This window comes from Crateriforma conspicua, from assembly GCF_007752935.1.
In the GTDB taxonomy this organism is placed as follows: Bacteria; Planctomycetota; Planctomycetia; order Pirellulales; family Pirellulaceae; genus Crateriforma; species Crateriforma conspicua.
The window spans coordinates 1,926,810-1,943,776 of the sequence record NZ_CP036319.1; the positions used below are offsets into that span (position 1 = coordinate 1,926,810).

Annotated in this window: 10 protein-coding genes; 5 read left to right on the forward strand and 5 right to left on the reverse strand. The window is 58.0% G+C overall.

Going from position 1 to position 16,967, the window contains the following annotated elements; genetic code table 11:
- Nucleotides 1–44: 44 nt before the first annotated feature.
- Both Mal65_RS07300 and Mal65_RS07305 read right to left on the reverse strand, forming a co-directional pair.
- Nucleotides 45–1,472: a DUF1501 domain-containing protein gene (locus Mal65_RS07300; protein WP_145304757.1), complete on the reverse strand. Its 1,428-nt coding sequence runs from the start codon at nt 1,470–1,472 to the stop codon at nt 45–47.
- Nucleotides 1,473–1,483: 11 nt separating this feature from the next.
- Nucleotides 1,484–4,831: a PSD1 and planctomycete cytochrome C domain-containing protein gene (locus tag Mal65_RS07305; protein WP_196784658.1), complete on the reverse strand. Its 3,348-nt coding sequence runs from the start codon at nt 4,829–4,831 to the stop codon at nt 1,484–1,486.
- Between the two features lie 63 nt (nt 4,832–4,894).
- Here Mal65_RS07305 and Mal65_RS07310 point away from each other — a divergent pair, with 63 nt between their 5' ends.
- Together Mal65_RS07310 and Mal65_RS07315 are read left to right on the forward strand one after the other, a co-directional pair.
- On the forward strand, nt 4,895–5,644 hold the full coding sequence (locus Mal65_RS07310; protein ID WP_231131305.1) for an AraC family transcriptional regulator: 750 nt from the start codon (nt 4,895–4,897) through the stop codon (nt 5,642–5,644).
- Nucleotides 5,645–5,817: 173 nt separating this feature from the next.
- The gene (locus Mal65_RS07315; RefSeq protein ID WP_145295415.1) at nt 5,818–7,110 is read left to right on the forward strand and encodes a lipopolysaccharide biosynthesis protein; all 1,293 of its coding nucleotides are present in this window, start codon (nt 5,818–5,820) and stop codon (nt 7,108–7,110) included.
- Nucleotides 7,111–7,139: 29 nt separating this feature from the next.
- Here Mal65_RS07315 and Mal65_RS07320 read toward each other — a convergent pair whose 3' ends face one another.
- A complete protein-coding gene (locus tag Mal65_RS07320; protein WP_145295418.1) occupies nt 7,140–7,988 on the reverse strand; it encodes a dienelactone hydrolase family protein in 849 nt (282 codons plus the stop codon).
- Between the two features lie 303 nt (nt 7,989–8,291).
- Here Mal65_RS07320 and Mal65_RS07325 point away from each other — a divergent pair, with 303 nt between their 5' ends.
- Nucleotides 8,292–9,824: a sulfatase family protein gene (locus Mal65_RS07325; protein ID WP_196784659.1), complete on the forward strand. Its 1,533-nt coding sequence runs from the start codon at nt 8,292–8,294 to the stop codon at nt 9,822–9,824.
- An 80-nt stretch (nt 9,825–9,904) separates the two neighbouring features.
- On the opposite strand, the gene Mal65_RS07330 is transcribed toward Mal65_RS07325, so the two are convergent.
- A complete protein-coding gene (locus Mal65_RS07330) occupies nt 9,905–11,278 on the reverse strand; it encodes an NAD-dependent succinate-semialdehyde dehydrogenase (protein ID WP_145295420.1) in 1,374 nt (457 codons plus the stop codon).
- A gap of 234 nt (nt 11,279–11,512) precedes the next feature.
- Nucleotides 11,513–13,975 (reverse strand): catalase/peroxidase HPI, encoded by a 2,463-nt coding sequence (gene katG / locus Mal65_RS07335; protein WP_390621965.1) that lies wholly within the window; start codon nt 13,973–13,975, stop codon nt 11,513–11,515.
- Nucleotides 13,976–14,188: 213 nt separating this feature from the next.
- Here katG and Mal65_RS07340 point away from each other — a divergent pair, with 213 nt between their 5' ends.
- Nucleotides 14,189–15,088: a LysR family transcriptional regulator gene (locus tag Mal65_RS07340; RefSeq protein WP_145295422.1), complete on the forward strand. Its 900-nt coding sequence runs from the start codon at nt 14,189–14,191 to the stop codon at nt 15,086–15,088.
- 1,094 nt (nt 15,089–16,182) lie between these two features.
- A complete protein-coding gene (locus Mal65_RS07345) occupies nt 16,183–16,956 on the forward strand; it encodes a choice-of-anchor M domain-containing protein (RefSeq protein ID WP_145295425.1) in 774 nt (257 codons plus the stop codon).
- Nucleotides 16,957–16,967: the final 11 nt, after the last annotated feature.

The window sequence follows — 16,967 nt, forward strand, 5'->3', positions numbered from 1 at the left end:
CAGGTGGAGGCCGTTTTGTCGGTTCCTTGCATTGTCGAGCGTCGCTATACCAGAATGTCTTTGACCACTCGCGACGGTTCGACGCCGGTCAGCTTGAAATCCAGACCCTGGAACCGATGCGTGAAACGCTGGTGGTCGATGCCCAGCAAGTGCAACGCGGTGGCGTGAAGGTCGCGGACATGAACGGGGTTTTCGACCACGTTGTAGCTGAAGTCATCGGTCGCACCGTGACTGATTCCCGGACGCACGCCGCCACCCGCCATCCAAATGGTGAAACATCGCGGATGGTGATCTCGACCGGCTTCGGGCGAATCCCATTGGCCTTGTCCCGCGACGCCGCGTCCGAATTCACCGCCCCAAATCACCAGCGTGTCGTCCAGCAATCCACGCTGTTTCAGATCCTTGATCAACGCCGCGCTGGGTTGGTCGGTGTCGACGCAACGCGACACACACCACGACCGCAGTCGTGAATGGTGATCCCAGTCGGGGTGGAACAGCTGGATGAAGCGAACGTCACGTTCGGCCAGTCGTCTCGCCAAAATGCAGTTGGCGGCATAACTGCCAGGCCGTCGTGAATCGGGTCCGTAAAGTTCAAACGTCGAATCTGGCTCGTCCGACAAGTCGGTCAAATCGGGGACGCTGGCTTGCATCCGAAACGCCATCTCGTACTGCTGAATCCGTGTTTCGATTTCCGGATCCAATGTTTCGGCATGATGCTTCCGATTCAAGTCACCCATCGCGTCCAACATTTCACGACGCAGCGACCGCGGCATGCCGTCGGGGTCGTTCAAGTACAGCACCGGGTCTTTGGCACTGCGAAGCTTGACGCCTTGGTGACGCGAGGGCAGAAAACCGCTGCCCCAGTAATGGTTGTACAGCGGTTGATCGCTGCCTCGTTTCATTCGCGAGATCAAGACGACGTAGTCGGGCAGGTTACGGTTGACGCTGCCCAATCCATAGCTGGCCCAACAGCCAAAGCTTGGTCGTCCGGGCAACTGGTGTCCGGTCAAAAACTTGGTCATCGCCGGCGCGTGATTGATTTGATCGGTCACCATCGATTTGACCAAGCAAATCTCGTCGGCGATTGTCCCGAGATGCGGCAGCCATTCGCCCAGCAGCGTGCCCGATTCGCCGTGTCGATGAAACTTGGTGATCGGCGGCATGATCAACTGGGGCTTGCCCTTGGTCATGCCGGTCAAACGCTGGCCTTGGCGAACGCTATCAGGAAGCTTGGTCCCGGCCAGTTTCGCCAAGTTGGGTTTAAAGTCGAACAATTCAATCTGGGACGGACCGCCCGATTGCGTCAGGAAAATCACCCGTTTGGCTTTGGGGGCGAAATGGGGTAATGCTGATTTCAGTTCGGACGCTGCGGCCTGATCGCCCAGCATCGCGCCGGCGGCCAAAGCCCCAAAATTCAAGCCGGCCTGTTGCAAGAAACTGCGGCGGCCCAATTGGTTCCAGTCCAGGTTCATCTCGGTTCGCCTCATTCGCGTGTCATCGCTTCGTCAAGATTCAGAATCAAACTGGCAACGGTCATCCAAGCTGCCGTGGATGCGGCCGAATCGGAACGCGGCGGCGGTTGTTGCCCGACCGTGCAGAATGCGATCGCTTGGTCGGTGTGCTGAAGGTAATGGTCTCTGGTGGAATGCCACAATTTGACCAAAGCATCGGTTTCGCTGGCGTCAAAGCGACGTGACAGCACGGCACTCGCTATCTGCTGGACGTCCTTCGCGGGGGCTCCGGTGTAACGGCCTGACTTATTGTCTGCGATGATCTGATCCGCCATCTCTCGCGAAACTTCCAACATTGTGGTGTCGTTCATCAGCGTTAACGCCTGCAGTGGCGTGTTGGTCCGCCGGACCCCCACTTCGCAGACGCGTCGCTGGGCACTGTCGAATAGGAACGTGGGCGCGCTACTGCGTCGCCAGAACGCATAGATCGTGCGACGATACTGAGCCGGTCCCAAACTGTGTTGATAGTCGAACCGCCCCATGGTGATTTCCGCCCAGACGCCGTCCGGTTGATACGGCATCACCGGTGGCCCGCCGACGCTTGGGTTCAGAAGCTTGGCGACGTGCAATGCATTGTCGCGGATCATCCATGCCGGCAACCGGTATCGTGAAGCTCGTGAAAGCAATCGGTTTTCCGGATCTTTGGCCAATTGTTCCGGTGACACGACGCTGCTTTGTCGATACGTGTCGCTGTTGGCGATCAATCGCAAAATGTGCTGGACGTCCCAATCGCTTTCGATCAATTCCACCGCCAAGAAATCCAGCAGACGATCGTGCGTCGGCCTTTCGCCTTGCAAACCAAAATCTTCCGGTGTTCGCACCAGTCCCGCGCCGAACATGATTTGCCACAAATGGTTGGCGACGACTCGTGGGGTTAGCGGATTTTCGGGATCGACGATCCAGCGAGCCAAGTCCAAACGGTCATGGATCGCGTCGGTCGGGCGCGGCAATACGCTGGGCAATACGGCGGGCTGGACGACGTCGCCTTTGGCATCCCAGACGCCACGCACCAAGACGTGCGTATCGCGTGGTTCGTCGCGTTGCCGCAGCACCATGACCTTTCGCGGTTTAGCTTGATTCTTCAGTTCCGCCAATTGCGATCGAGCCGTCTTCAAACGCTGCAGCACCGTCTGGTAATCCGTATCGCCCAACAGAAACTGCTGTTTCAGTCGGTCGCGAAGTTCGTCGGTGATCTCGTCACCGGCGGAAACGATGCGGTGCAGTTGCGCGATCGGTGAATCACCGTCGGTACGTCGCACCGTTTCACCACGCTCGGAGGCCAAGGCGATTCGGAAACGTCCAATGTTGGCGTCGCCGTGGGTGGATCGTTGACGCAGCACGACGACGAACTGGTCGCCGGGCTGGACCGTCCAAGGCTGGGCCAATTCGTAAACGCCGACATGCGGTGTGACCGTCGTTGCGCCTTCGGTGGTCCAACCGTCGCGTGCATCGTCGTTCAGGGTTTCGGCGATGTTCGCGTAGCGGCGATCCCATTTGCTTTTGCGATCCTTGGCAGGCTCAAAATCGGCAACCGCACCGGCCAGTTCCAATTGCGATTCAGCGGGACTGTTGTTTCGGCGGCCGAGGGCCAGCACGCTGGTTAACGTGAATTCGCCGTTTCCGGACCGCGCGAAGCGTCCGTCGACATGGGACTGGTGCGGAAAGATCTCCACGCGAAAGCCGGTCACCATGGGCATGTCATCGGGGACCCGGATGATGACGCGATAGTCGTCTTGTTCGGGCGTCGGACCCAACGTTTGAATCGTGTGGTCCGATTCAATGCGAAACTCGGTGCCTTCGCTACTTTGCACCTGTGGCCTGACGTCCCACCACGCTTGAGACGGGACTGTGGAACTGGACGTGAGTTGCTCCAAGTGAGATTCAAACCTTTTCGCAGCATCGGATTGCGCGGCGGTGTGTTCGTCTTCGCATTGGCGGACGAATTCGGTCAACGCATCGATCGATGGTTGCACATCGGGTGACGTGTAACTGAGATACGGTTTGGCCGACATGCCCGCTTTGCCGTCTTCGTCAATGCTGTCGAAGAACGCGGCCATTGCGTAATAGTCGTGTTGCGAGATCGGATCAAACTTGTGGCTGTGGCACTGGACACAGCCCAGCGTTAATCCCAGCCAAACCGTTCCCGTCGTGTTGACCCGGTCAATGACGTAGTCGACACGTGATTCTTCCGGATCACGACCGCCTTCGCCGTTGGTCATGTGGTTGCGGTGAAAACAGGTCGCCAAGCGCTGACTGTCGGTCGCATCGGGCAACAAGTCACCGGCGAATTGTTCGATGGTGAAATCTTTGAACGATCGATTGTTTTGAAACTGTCGAATCACCCAGTCACGCCAAGGCCAATTTTGGCGGGTCGCGTCTTGCTGATAGCCATCGGAATCCGAATAGCGGGCGGCGTCCAACCACCACATCGCCATGCGTTCGGCGTAGGCGGGGGAAGCGAAGATGCGGTCCAAGGCTTCGTTCCAAGCCGCATCGGTTTCCGGTTGCGATGGCGATGCATCGACCAGCGCCCGGACCTCGTCATCGCTTGGGGCCAGTCCGGTCAAGTCGAACGACAGACGACGAAGTTGTGTTCGTGCCGGGGCTGGTTCACTGAGCGTCCAGCCCATCGGTTGCAACTTGTCGATCACAAAGGCATCGATGGGGTGATCGGCGTGTGGGGGAACTTGGGGTCGGACGATCGGTTCAAAGGACCAATGTTTCCCCCACCTTGCACCCTGCACGATCCAATCGCGGATCGCGTCGCGTTCCGATGCGGTCAGAGGTTTTCGGTGCGAATCCGCTGGTGGCATGCGGATGGATTCGTCGTCGGTGGTGATGCGGAGCCAGATTTCGCTGGCCTCCAGATCGCCTGCGGTGATTGCTGAATATCCACCACGGTCTTCTTTCGCGGCGTCTTCGATGTCCAAACGCAAGTCGGCTTCGCGATTCGATTCGTCCGGACCGTGACAATGAAAACACCGGTCCGACAAGACCGGCAACACGTCTCGCGAAAATCGGATGTCGTCGGCCGATGCGAAACTGGCACAAGTCACCACACAGGCAAACCACAACCACGACGACGGTTGCCCCGCGATGATCCGCATTCTTTTGTTTCGCTGACCGGTCGGCGGGCGATTGTTTGCGTTTTGCACCGCCATTCCAGGTCGTCGTAGGGACAACGGCCGATCGGCGACGGTAAAGGAAGGATCCCGATACGTCATGGATCTCGCTTGGATCAGATTGGGGGAAGCGGTGGGCGGATCGGTGGGGCCAGACGCCGAAGGTGCCAAGACCTTGGTGGTTTCAGTGTAGGCCAACCGGGCAGCGGTTTCTTGGACAGTGGACGTTCGAAATGGTACGTTTTGACCATGAGTCAGCCGGTGTCCCAATCGATTCAGGATGCATTTTTCAGCCGTCATCCTTTGGCCGAGTCCGTGATTCGCTTGTTCGATTGTCTGCCGCACACCTATTTTTATGCCAAGGATCGCGACAGCCGGTTTGTCAAAGTCAACCAACAGTTTTTGGAAAATCATGGTTTGGCGGATGAATCCGAAGCGATCGGCAAGACGGATCGCGACCTGCATCCCCCCGTGATGGCCGAGGCGTACATCGCCGAAGATCGTCGGGTGATGAAGTCGGCCCAACCGATGCCGGGACAAGTCTGGCTGGTGTTGCACCGTCGCCGAGTCCCGCGATGGTACGTGTCGACCAAGACCCCGTTGATGGATCCGGATGGTCAGGTCATCGGGTTGGCCGGATCGATGTACCGCATCGAACGCGACAGCGAACTGTCGGGCTATTTGCAAGAACTGTTGCCGTGCGCACGGTACATCGAACGCCACTATGCCGAACCCATTTCGATGGCGGCCATGGCGGAGATGTCCGGCCTTTCGACGACTCATTTCAACCGTCGGTTTCGCCAACTGCTGCACATGACACCGAACGACTATTTGAGGTCCGTGCGAATCCAAACGGCGCAGCAATTATTGACGACGACCTCGCTGACGCTGGCACAGATTGCGGTCGACGTCGGTTATACCGACCAGAGTCATTTGACCAAGCGTTTTCGACAAGCCACCGGGATGACCCCTGCGGCCTATCGAAAGCGGTTCGTGCGACGGTTGGATTGATCCGGCATTCTCATACCATGGCGTATCGGCCACCGATGGGGACGGTCGGTGGAGACGATCGTGGTGATTGTTGACGTTGAAATCGTTGCCTTGTCCCCCTCTTTGGTGCGAACTGAAACCGATTTTTTTGTTGCGTCTGGCAATGCCCGACGCGCTGGAACATAGTCCTAAGCATGGCGAAACCCCTCACAGACCGTGCCGTTGAGATCGACGACGGGTTGTTGCGCGCCAACATCTTGTTGGTGCTGACCGTTGTCGGTTCAGTCTTGGGATTCGCCACTTCCGTGTTTGCCGCACGTCTGTTGGGCACCGATGAATTCGAAGACTATGCGGTGGCCGTCGCGACGTTGGGCTTGCTGACGACGATTTCCGAAGCCGGGGTCGGCAAGTACGCGATGAAGGTCTTGCCGAGGTATCGGTTGAAGAAGCGTTGGGGACGGCTGTCGGGCTACTATCGCTACAGCGCGGTGTCAGTGTTGTTGATCAGTGTGGCGTTGGCCGTTGTGATGTTGATCAGCCAATGGCGTAAAGGCGGTCCGTTCACCAGTCACCCTGCGGCGATCGCCGCCTTGTTTTTGCCGTTGACCGCGCTCAGTGGTGTCGGCATTGATCTGTTGATGGCCAATCGGATGTCCGTTTTCGGCAGCCTTGTTTCGCGATTTCTAATTCCTGGTTCCAGTTTGGCCGTCCTGGTTTACCTTTGGACACGTGGCGAAACACTGAACTCCATGCAGGGTGTCGCCATCTATGGTCTCGGGTCCGCCCTGGGGGCGATTCTGTGTTGGGGCGTGTTAATCGGCATCACCGATTCCACGATTCGACAAAGCAAGCCCGTTTATCGAACCAGGGTTTGGATGAGCCAAGGGTTTTATTTTGCGGTGTCGGGCTTCTTGGGGGCATCACTGTTCCGCCTACCCATCATCGCGATGGAGATGCTGCCGATTGCGGAGACCCAGGTCGCCTATTTCGCCGCCGCATCGGAGATCGGGTTGCAAGTCTTGTTGTTGTCGAAGTCCACCGACAAGCTTTACCAGCCACAGATGTCGGTGCTGGTGCAACAGCGTGATATCGATCGTGCCCGACAGATGAGCTGGAAACGGCATCTGTTCATTGGATCCCTGTGTGCCATCTTTATGACGGTGGTGATCGTGTTCGGACGCTGGATCTTGCGGCTGTATGGGGACGCCTATGTCGCCGGCTATCCCGCGTTGTGCTTGGTGTCGGCCGGCGGCTGTGTCACGGCGTATTGGTCACTCGCACCCGCCTATTTGCGGTTTGTGAACTTCAACCGATTTGTGATCGCTTGTGAAGCCGTTGCGGCGATCGCCTTGCTGGGGCTGACCGCCGTGTTGGCCCCCATGGCGGGCGCGACCGGGACCGCGGCTGCATTCCTGGTCGTGATCAGCGCGCTAACGATCTTCTTCGCGATCACTGCGTCACGTCACCTTTATCGTCCGGTCAAATGACATGGATTCGTTTGCCGGCGATCATCGGTTCACGCCAAGGTTTCTTTGAACAACGCCAGCATACGGCTCCAGGCTTTTTCGGCTTGTTCCGGGTTGTGGACGCGAGTGTCGGGCGGACACCAACCGTGACCGGCCGGATAGACTTCGATCTCGGCTTTTAAGTCTGCCTGAGCGAACGAGTCCTTCAAGACGTTTTTGGCCTCGGGATCACGCTGGTCATCGTTTTCGGCCACCGCAATCAAGAACTGTGCCTTCATTTGTGGGATCAGCAAATGGGGGCTGTCCGGCGAATCGGAAACCAGTCCGCCGCCATGGAACGTTGCTGCGGCGCCGACGCGATCGGGAACCGCCGCGGCCGTGCGAAAGACGATCGGGCCACCCATGCAATAGCCCGTTGTGCCGACCTTCTTGTTGGTGTCGACCTGTGATTGCTGATCCAACCAAGCCACGAATGCTTTGGCGTCGGTCGTATGCGTTTCCGGTGACAACGTGCGAGCAAGCGAACGGACATCGCTGATAGATGTGCTGGCACCTTTGGCGGCGGTCGGTGCTTTCTGTTTTCGATAGAACGGGTTGACCACCAAAACGCTGTAACCTGATTCGGCCAAGCGTTTGCCCATCTGTCGAAACGCGGGCCGCAAACCGAAGATGTCGGGCCAGATCAGCACCGCGGCGTGGGCACCCGATGCCGGAGTGACGTAATACGCGTCACAGACGCCGTCAGGGGTTTCGATGTTGACGTCTTCGTCGCTGACTTCCACCGCATCGGCGGTTCGCGGCAACATCATTGCCGCGCCCATCCCGGCGGCGGCCAAGGCGCCGATGTCACGACGCGAGTACTTCTTCAGGTCTTCTTCGTAGGTTTTGGGATCGCACATATCGGGCTCCGAATAATTGCGGATGGGATGTTCCGATCGGCAACGAGCACAGGGCGTTCGTGTGGCAAGACTCTGCCGACTCGTGCCGCGTGTCGAGGGACCGGGGTGCGGCACATTGTAGCAGTGCGTGGTTTGGCAATGATTGATCGCCGCGGACCGCTGGCCGCCGGCGACGTGCGTGCTGGCTGTCGATGAACGAAAACTTGTTTATTGTAGACATCTTGGCGTGTCATCTTCTGCCCGCCGTTGACACTTCCTACCGAACTTCCCGCCCCGTGTCTGTTTCGCATGAGAGATCGAATCGTGAACCGTTTTTTAATGATTCCGTTGATGGTCACCTTGGCCGTTGCCAATGGCTGGGCCGACAGCCCATCCCCCAACATCGTCGTCATCATGGCGGACGATTTGGGACTGGGAGACGTCGGCTTTCACGCGCGGAAGTTTCGCAATCAGGAACCGATCGTCGAAACACCCAACATTGATGCGCTGGCCGCACAAGGTTTGTGGTTCACCGACGGACACTCCGCGACGGCGCTTTGTGCACCGACACGTTACAGCGTGATGAGCGGCAAGAACGGCTATCGGTCCTATGCACCTTGGGGCGTGTGGAGCACGTTCGCACCGTCCGCCATGATCGAAGGGGAAGCCACCTTGGGCAGTGTGGTGCAAGACGCCGGTTATCGGACCGGGTTTGTCGGCAAGTGGCATCTTGGCGGCGACTTCTTGGTACCGGGAACCGACCAGATCTATCGAGGTCCAAAGAATGGCGATCTGACCGGCAAAGTCGACATGTCAAAGATGGTCGGCGGCGGCCCTCGCGACATGGGCTTTGACTATGACTTCACCGTCCCATGCGGAATTCAAGGACCGATCTATACGGTTTATGAGAACCAGACTTGGTTCCCCCTGGGTGACGATTCAGAAATCATTTTCTTCAACGAACAAACGGCCAAGCATCCACAAGATGTTTCGGACAAGGGGCCGGGGCTGGGAGATTCGAATTGGGATGCCAGCCAGCTGGGCAAGCTCGTTTCGCAAAAGGCCAGCAACTTCATTCGCAGTTCGGCAGCGAAAGACCAACCGTTCTTTTTGTACTTCTGTACTCACGCGGTTCACTTGCCACACCGTCCACCGGTCGAGTTCGATGGCAAACCGATCAAGGGAACCACGCCGTCGAATCACCTGGACATGGTGGCGGAACTGGACATGCAGACCAAACGCATCGTCGATGCGCTGAAGTCCACCAAGACGTATGACAATACCTTGATCGTTTTGATGTCCGACAATGGTGGTTTGCAGGACGGGAAAGCGGCCAAGCACGGCTATGCACCCGGCGGTGGATGGAACGGCAGCAAGAATTCACCCTTGGAAGGCGGTCATCGGGTGCCTTTCATCGCGGTATGGCCGTCACAAATCGAAGCGGGGGTTTGTGACGAATTGGTGGTCAACCAGGACTTGGTGGCAACGCTTGCCGCGCTGGTCGGTACCGAGATTCCTGTGGGTCAGGCACCCGATTCGAATAACTTTTTGCCGCTGTTGACCGGTGAAGGCGAATTTCAATCACGTCCGTACTTCATCCAACAGGCCGGATCACGAAACGAAGTGATGCTGCGGAAGATGCCTTGGAAGCTGATCATCCAAAGCAATCAAAAACGGACCGCGTTCGAACCAAAGGCTCTGTTCAACCTGATGGATGATCCGACTGAAAGTCGCGATTTGGCAAAGCAGCCGGAATATCAAGCCACCGTGGCTGAATTGCTGGCGGATTACCAACAGATCGTGGAATCGCGACTACCCACTGCGCCCAGTCGCCAAGCTTCGGTGGTGAAGCCGTAGCGACGGTCGCGACAAGCCATCGTCACCAACCGGTGCGTCGGTGGTGACGTCCGACGACCTCGGATTGGCGTGGCGGGTGATCAAGACTTTGGTCCCAGGTGGATCAACTTCTTGTTGACGAATTCCAAGATTCCCAGGTGCGAAAGTTCGCGGCCGTAGCCGGAATTTTTGATCCCGCCGAACGGTAATTCGGCTTGTGACTTGGTCGGTTGGTTGATGAACATCATGCCGGTGTGGACATGACGGGCGATTCGCTCGGCACGTTCGCGGTCGGCGGAATACACGCTGCCGCCCAGGCCGTAGGACGATCGGTTCGCCAGTTCGACGGCGGCGTCTTCATCGTCCACTACGTAAACGGTCGCGACCGGACCGAATAATTCTTGGTCGAAGGTTGGGTTGTCTGGGGTCACATCAGTCAAGATGGTCGGATTGAAATAGGCCCCTTCGCGGTCAGGACGATCGCCGCCCAACACGACGGTGGCGCCGGCATTGATCGACGATTGGACTTGTTCTTGCAGTTTGACCGCCGCGCTTTCGCTGGACAGCGGTGCCAATGTGGTCTCTTCGTCCATGGGGTCGCCTAATTGCAGTGACGACATTGCCTGTTTGAACCGTTTCATGAACTGATCGGCGATGTCGCTGACAACGATGAAGCGTTTGCTGGCGACGCAGGACTGGCCCGCGTTGACGGTGCGACCTTGGACAGCCTTTTCCACCACATCGTCCAGGTCCGCGTCTTCCAGCACGATGAACGGGTCGTTGCCGCCGAGTTCCAGAACGCTGCGTTTCAAATTCTTTCCGGCCAAAGCCGCGACGGCGCGTCCGGCCGGTTCGCTGCCGGTCAACGAGACGCCTTGAACCCGAGAATCTGAAACGATGACTTCGACGAATTCCGACGGGATGAACAGGTTCTGATACACGCCACCGGGAAGACCACATTCGTTGTACAAGTCTTCGATCGCCCTGGCGCACTGGGGAACGTTGCTGGCGTGTTTCAGCAGGATGGTGTTGCCCGCCATGATGTTGGGCGTCGCGAATCGAACGACCTGATAGAACGGGAAATTCCACGGCATCACACCCAGCAAGACGCCCAGAGGTTCATGACGCATGTACGCTTCGGCGTCGTCTTGATTCATGCTCTGGTCGGCCAAGAATTCTTCGGCACCATTGGCATAGTATTCGGCGATATTAGCGCAGTATTCGATCTCATACTGGCTTTCGGAGATGCGTTTGCCCATGTCCAGCGTGATGATCCGCGCGTATTCATCGGCATCGTCGCGTAGAAGCTTGGCGAATTTCAGCATGCATTTCTTACGCTGCTCGAAAGTGCTTTCTCGCCAGGTTTGGAACGCGTCGTGGGCTTTGGCGACCGCGTCGGTCACATCGTCTTTATGAAGCGATTCGAATTGGCCAATGGTTTCGTTCGTTGCGGGATTGACGCTGGTGATGGTCATGTTTGGCAAACTGGGGTTGGAAGGAAGTTCGATGGGTTTCGTTCCGCCAACAGTGCAAACGCGACGCCAAAGTTTCGGATGACCGTGGATATTTCGGTCGACCAGCCAGGGGGATCCGGCCACCGCCGACAAAAGAAAAGCGTCTTGTCTGCACGGAACGGCAGACAAGACGCTGGGCGAGAGTCTTGGGCGGGTGGACCGTCGTTGGTATAGCGACGTCGTGATTACGCCGGCTTACTTGGCAACGACTTGCGCTGCCGGTGCGGCGTTGCCGTGCTTCACGTCAAACCGGTCCAAGTTCATGACTTTGTCCCAGGCGGCGACGAAGTCTTGGACGAATTTCTCCTTGGCATCATCACTGGCATAAACCTCGGCGATGCTGCGAAGTTGCGAATTGGATCCGAACACCAAGTCGACTCGGCTGGCGGTCCACTTCAATTCTCCGGTCGACCGATCACGGCCTTCGAAGAAGTGTTCGCACATCGGCGATTTTTCCCATGCAGTGTTCATGTCCAACAAGTTCACAAAGAAGTCGTTGGTCAACACACCGGGGCGGCTGGTTAGTTTGCCCAGATCCGCCAACGGTCCGGATCCCGCGTTGGTTCCGAGCGCACGCATGCCGCCAACCAAGACCGCCATTTCCGGCGCGGTTAACGAAAGCAGGTTGGCTTTGTCGACCAGCATTTCTTCGGCCGGTCGATCGGCGTTATGGGCTTGGTAATTCCGAAAGCCATCGGCGACCGGATTCAGATACTCAAACGATTCGACATCGGTCATCTCTTGGGTCGCATCGGTCCGTCCCGGGGTGAAAGGAACCGCGATGTCCACGCCGGCTTTTGCTGCGGCCTGTTCGACCCCCGCGCAACCGGCCAACACGATCAGGTCCGCCATGGACACCAGTTTGCCATCGTTGCGTGAACCGTTGAACTGTTTCTGGATGCCTTCCAGCTTTTGTAGGATGCCGGCCAGCTTGGCCGGATTGTTGACCTCCCAATCCTTTTGCGGTGCCAAGCGGATGCGTGCACCGTTGGCTCCGCCCCGCATGTCGCTGTCGCGATAGGTCGATGCCGATGCCCAAGCGGTCGAAACCAAGTCGTTGGTCGCGATCCCCGATGCAAGGACTTGTTTTTTCAGCTGGGCGACTTCGGCCGGTTCGATCAAGTCACCCGTGGCCGGTGGCACCGAGTCTTGCCAAACCTGCGGTGGCGGAACGTCATCACCCAACAGCCGCGATGCGGGGCCCATGTCACGATGGGTCAGCTTGTACCAGGCTTTGGCGAATGCTTCTTCGAACTGTTCGGGGTTCTCGTAAAACCGACGCGAGATTTTGTTGTATTCCGGATCCATCCGCAGGGCCAAGTCCGTCGTGAACATCATCGGTGCGTGTGCCTTTGCGGGATCATGAGCATCGGGCACGGTGTCTTGGGCGGCTTCGTCAGTGGGCGTCCATTGCCAGGCTCCCGCGGGGCTTTTGACCAGTTTCCATTCGTATTCGAACAGGTTTTCAAAGTACCCGTGCGACCACTGGTTGGGCGTCGTGGTCCACGCGCCTTCCAAACCACTGGTGATCGTGTCGCCTGCGTTTCCACTGCCGTGACGGTTGATCCACCCCAGACCTTGCGTGGTCAAGTCAGCGGCTTCGGGTTCGGGGCCGACGTTGCCTTCGGGGCTGGCCGCACCGTGTGCTTTGCCGAACGTGTGACCACCTGCGATCAAGGCCACGGTCTCTTCATCGTTCATCGCCATTCGTGCGAACGTATCGCGAATGTCTTTGGCGGCGGCCAACGGATCGGGTTTGCCGTTGGGGCCTTCGGGATTGACATAGATCAAACCCATTTGCACCGCGGCCAACGGGTTTTCCAGATTGCGATCGCCTTCATAACGTTGGTCACCCAGCCACGTGCTTTCCGGGCCCCAGTAGACGTCCTTTTGCGGTTCCCAAACGTCGACGCGTCCGCCGGCGAAGCCGAACGTTTCAAAGCCCATCGATTCCAAGGCACAGTTGCCGGTCAATACCATCAGGTCAGCCCAAGAGATCTTGCGTCCATATTTCTGCTTGATCGGCCAAAGCAAACGACGTGCTTTGTCCAGGTTGGCGTTGTCCGGCCAACTGTTCAGCGGTGCGAAACGTTGCGTTCCGTCGGAAGCACCACCGCGCCCGTCGGTCACACGGTATGTTCCCGCGCTGTGCCAGGCCATGCGGATGAAAAGCGGGCCGTAATGTCCGTAATCGGCGGGCCACCAATCTTGTGATGTCGTCATCAACGTTTTGATGTCGTCTTTGACTGCTTCCAAATCCAGCGAATTGAATTCGGCGGCATAGTCAAAGTCGTCACCCATCGGGTCACTCTTGGCCGAGTTCTGGTGCAGGATGTCCAGGTTCAATTGATTGGGCCACCAGTCACCATTGCTCATCGACCCGGCGATCGTGTGCCGGTTGGGACCGGCCGACGGCCCCATCACCGGACACTGGGCCAGGGCATTGGAACCGGCCGAGGTGCGGCTGTTCTGGGCTCCTGAGTCCTGGGAACCTGCGTCCTGGGCAACGGCCAAGCTGATTGGTGCCGAAGTCATCAGGCCCAGCGCGATGGCCAGCGATGACGCGATGCGGCGCACGCCCGGTTTTCGGCGGCGCAAACGCTGTGACGTCCTGGCACGGCGGTTGGCAAGACGTCGGTTTTCCGTGTGGATTTTCATCATCAGTGGATTCCTGCGGTTGGCGCGTTGAGACCAAGTGGCGACGAAGGGTCGTCTGCCAAAGAATTATCGGGCTTGCCAAGGCTGCGTCCAATGCATTCTTTGTATGCCAGTGATGCGTTTGGTGCATAATGGGGCTGGCCGCAACTGGCGGAAACTTGCGGCCGGTGTCTTTGACCTCGGAAACCGCAATCAAACGGAGCCAGCCCTGCGATGGATCTGGATCAACTGCGATACTTCCAATGTGTCGCCGAGACGGGCAACTTCACCGAAGCCGCCACGCGACTGAATTTGTCGCAATCGGCACTCAGCCGGTCGATTCAGCGATTGGAAGAAGAGTTCGGGCAACCTTTCTTCGAGCGTAAGCCTCGTTCGGTCGAACTGACCGACGCCGGTGTGCTGTTCCAACGCAGTGCGACGCAGATTCTGCGGATCGTCGAAGACACGCAGGCGGAGATCACCGACGACGGCGAAACGGGGAAGATTCGCGTCGGGGCGATTCCCACGATCGCCCCGTACTTTCTGCCGGATTTGCTGAAGCAGTTTTCCGATGCGTTCCCAAGGTCGCATTTGATCGTCCACGAAAGCACGACCGAGGAATTGCTGAAGAAGATCAAGCAAGGCGAAATCGACATCGCCATCTTGGCCGAACCGGTCACGGAGAAGTACGTCGAAGTCCGGCGTCTGTTCGCCGAGGAGTTGGTGTTGCTGTTGCCGCCGGGGCATCGGCTTTGTGAAAAGAAACGAATTCGGTTGTCCGACATCGAAGACGAACCGTTTGTGATGCTGGACGAAGCCCATTGTCTGTCGGACAACATCACGACGTTCTGTCGTGAACAGTCGGTTTGGCCCGTGGCCGTCGAAAACGCCAACCAGCTGGCGACCGTTCAGGAACTGGTGTCCCTATCACATGGCGTGTCCATGATTCCCGAAATGGCTCGGCGGCTGGACCAGTGCGATCGCCGCGTCTATCGATCGCTTGGCAAGCCGCGGCCGTCGCGGACCATCGTCGCGGTGACCAACCCCTACCGTTTCCACAGCCGATTGTTCGCCGAGTTCCAGGCGAAGCTGGTCGGTTACAGCAAGACGTTTGCTGCTCGGCCGTCCACCTAGGGGCGGTGCGGGGGCTCGAAGTGCAACCGGATTGCACCAACGGGGGGGGCTGTCAGCGATGCGGCCAAGTTCTTTACCCATCGTTGACGGGGACTTCATTGACGAACCGGATAATCCGGTTTACCGTAGCCTGTTGAGTCTTTGGTCGGACCCTCCCAATCGTCATTTCCGTGGTTACGCGTCAGGCGAACCGTGATTTCTTTGTCCCGACTGGCTGTCTGTCACGCACTCCTCGCCGTCTTGGTGATGGGGCAGATGCCTGCATGGTGGCACGTCGCGAATTGCGATGGTCACGGTCGGGCGATCGTGTCGAAACCGGTGGCATCGTGCGGTGGTTGTTGCCACCACTGCCACGGCGACGACCTTTCGGATGATCATGAGGGGTTGGCTTCGCATGCGGGATCGGTTCCTGATGGACATTCTTCGCACGATCCGATGCGGGGGCCGTCACCCCACGACCACGACACCTGTCCGATCTGCCAGGCGTTGGCGGCTCCGGCCGGCATCGTTTCTTGGTACGCCGACATCGTCTTTGACCGTTGTGTGGTTGGTTACGTCGGGCTGTCACAGGGCCCAATCGTTGACCCAATGCCGCGTGATGATTGCTTCGCCCGTGGGCCTCCCTGTCGGACCGTCTAAAGCGTCCGACGTCTTGATCGCCAGGGCTTGCTGACCGGTATGCGGCTGCGCCGATCCCGTCGGTGGTCCGCGCGAAACTCGCGCTAATGTCGCCAACGCTGACACGTTGATGAATCCATTTGGAATCCTCGCGTGCGCGTGCGTCGATGGTGCGACGCCCGGTCCGACCAACCTGTGTCAAACCGTTGGCGTGCGTGCCGTGGGGCATTCACTGCCAAACAACCGAAAGCGGTCTGCCGTGTCCGTGGCACAAGCCCGTCCGGTTTGCATCCAGAAGACGACAACAAGATTTCACCGCGACATCGTGCTTCGGCCTGACGAATCCCGCGGTGGGCTCGTCGACCGCCGAGCCCCATTGTCACTCACGCAAGGAACCGGCTGCCGGTGCGTGAATGAACCCAAGGCAGCCAACGTTTTGATTTTTTAAACCTGGTTTTGAATTTTGGAGAAACGAGATGAAGTATCTCAGGAAAAGTCTGATTCCCCTTTGCTGCCTGGGCGCTCTTTGCGTCACGGCCGGCACCGCGTCGGCAGCGACGGTTACCGATACAGCGGTCTTCACTTTTGTGGTTGGTGATGCCCCTTATACGGGCACTGGTTCTGCGAACGAGTGGAACACGGGCCACGGTGATATCGGTGTTGGCTACGAAGGCGGCGAGTTGGAATTGCACTATCACTTCGAGGATGGTTTGAATGGCTCCGCACCAAATTCTGACTTGGAGTTGGAGCCTGGCGAGGCATACATGCGTGCGTCCAGTGCGACAAGAAATGTGACCACAGGTGATATTCCGTTCCTCGGTACGCAGACTGGCGATTTCGTTTGGGTTCTTCCGCAGTCCAACACGATGGGCATTCCATTTGTCGGGCTCGCAGCCGAAGAGTTGACGAATCCTCCCATTACTAGCGATGTAACGCTGTCACTGACCGGATTTTCTGGGCCTGGCGAGTTCGCGTTGTATCAGGGGGACGGGCTTGGTGGAGTGAATGTGTTTATGTCGACCGCGCTCGACGGTGTTGATCCCGTTGATGACCAGGTGACATTTCCGATCGGAGGGCATGACCACTTTAACTATGGGTTCACCGCGGAAGGTGTTTATCAAGTCGAGTTCACGGCTTCCGCCACCGCGGTTCCGGAGCCGGGCAGCTTTGCTGCGTTGGCTTCTTTGGGTGCCTGCGGCGCCTACATCCGTCGTCGCCGCAAGGCGAAGTCGGGCGTCGCCCAAGCCTAGTGTCTGAAACT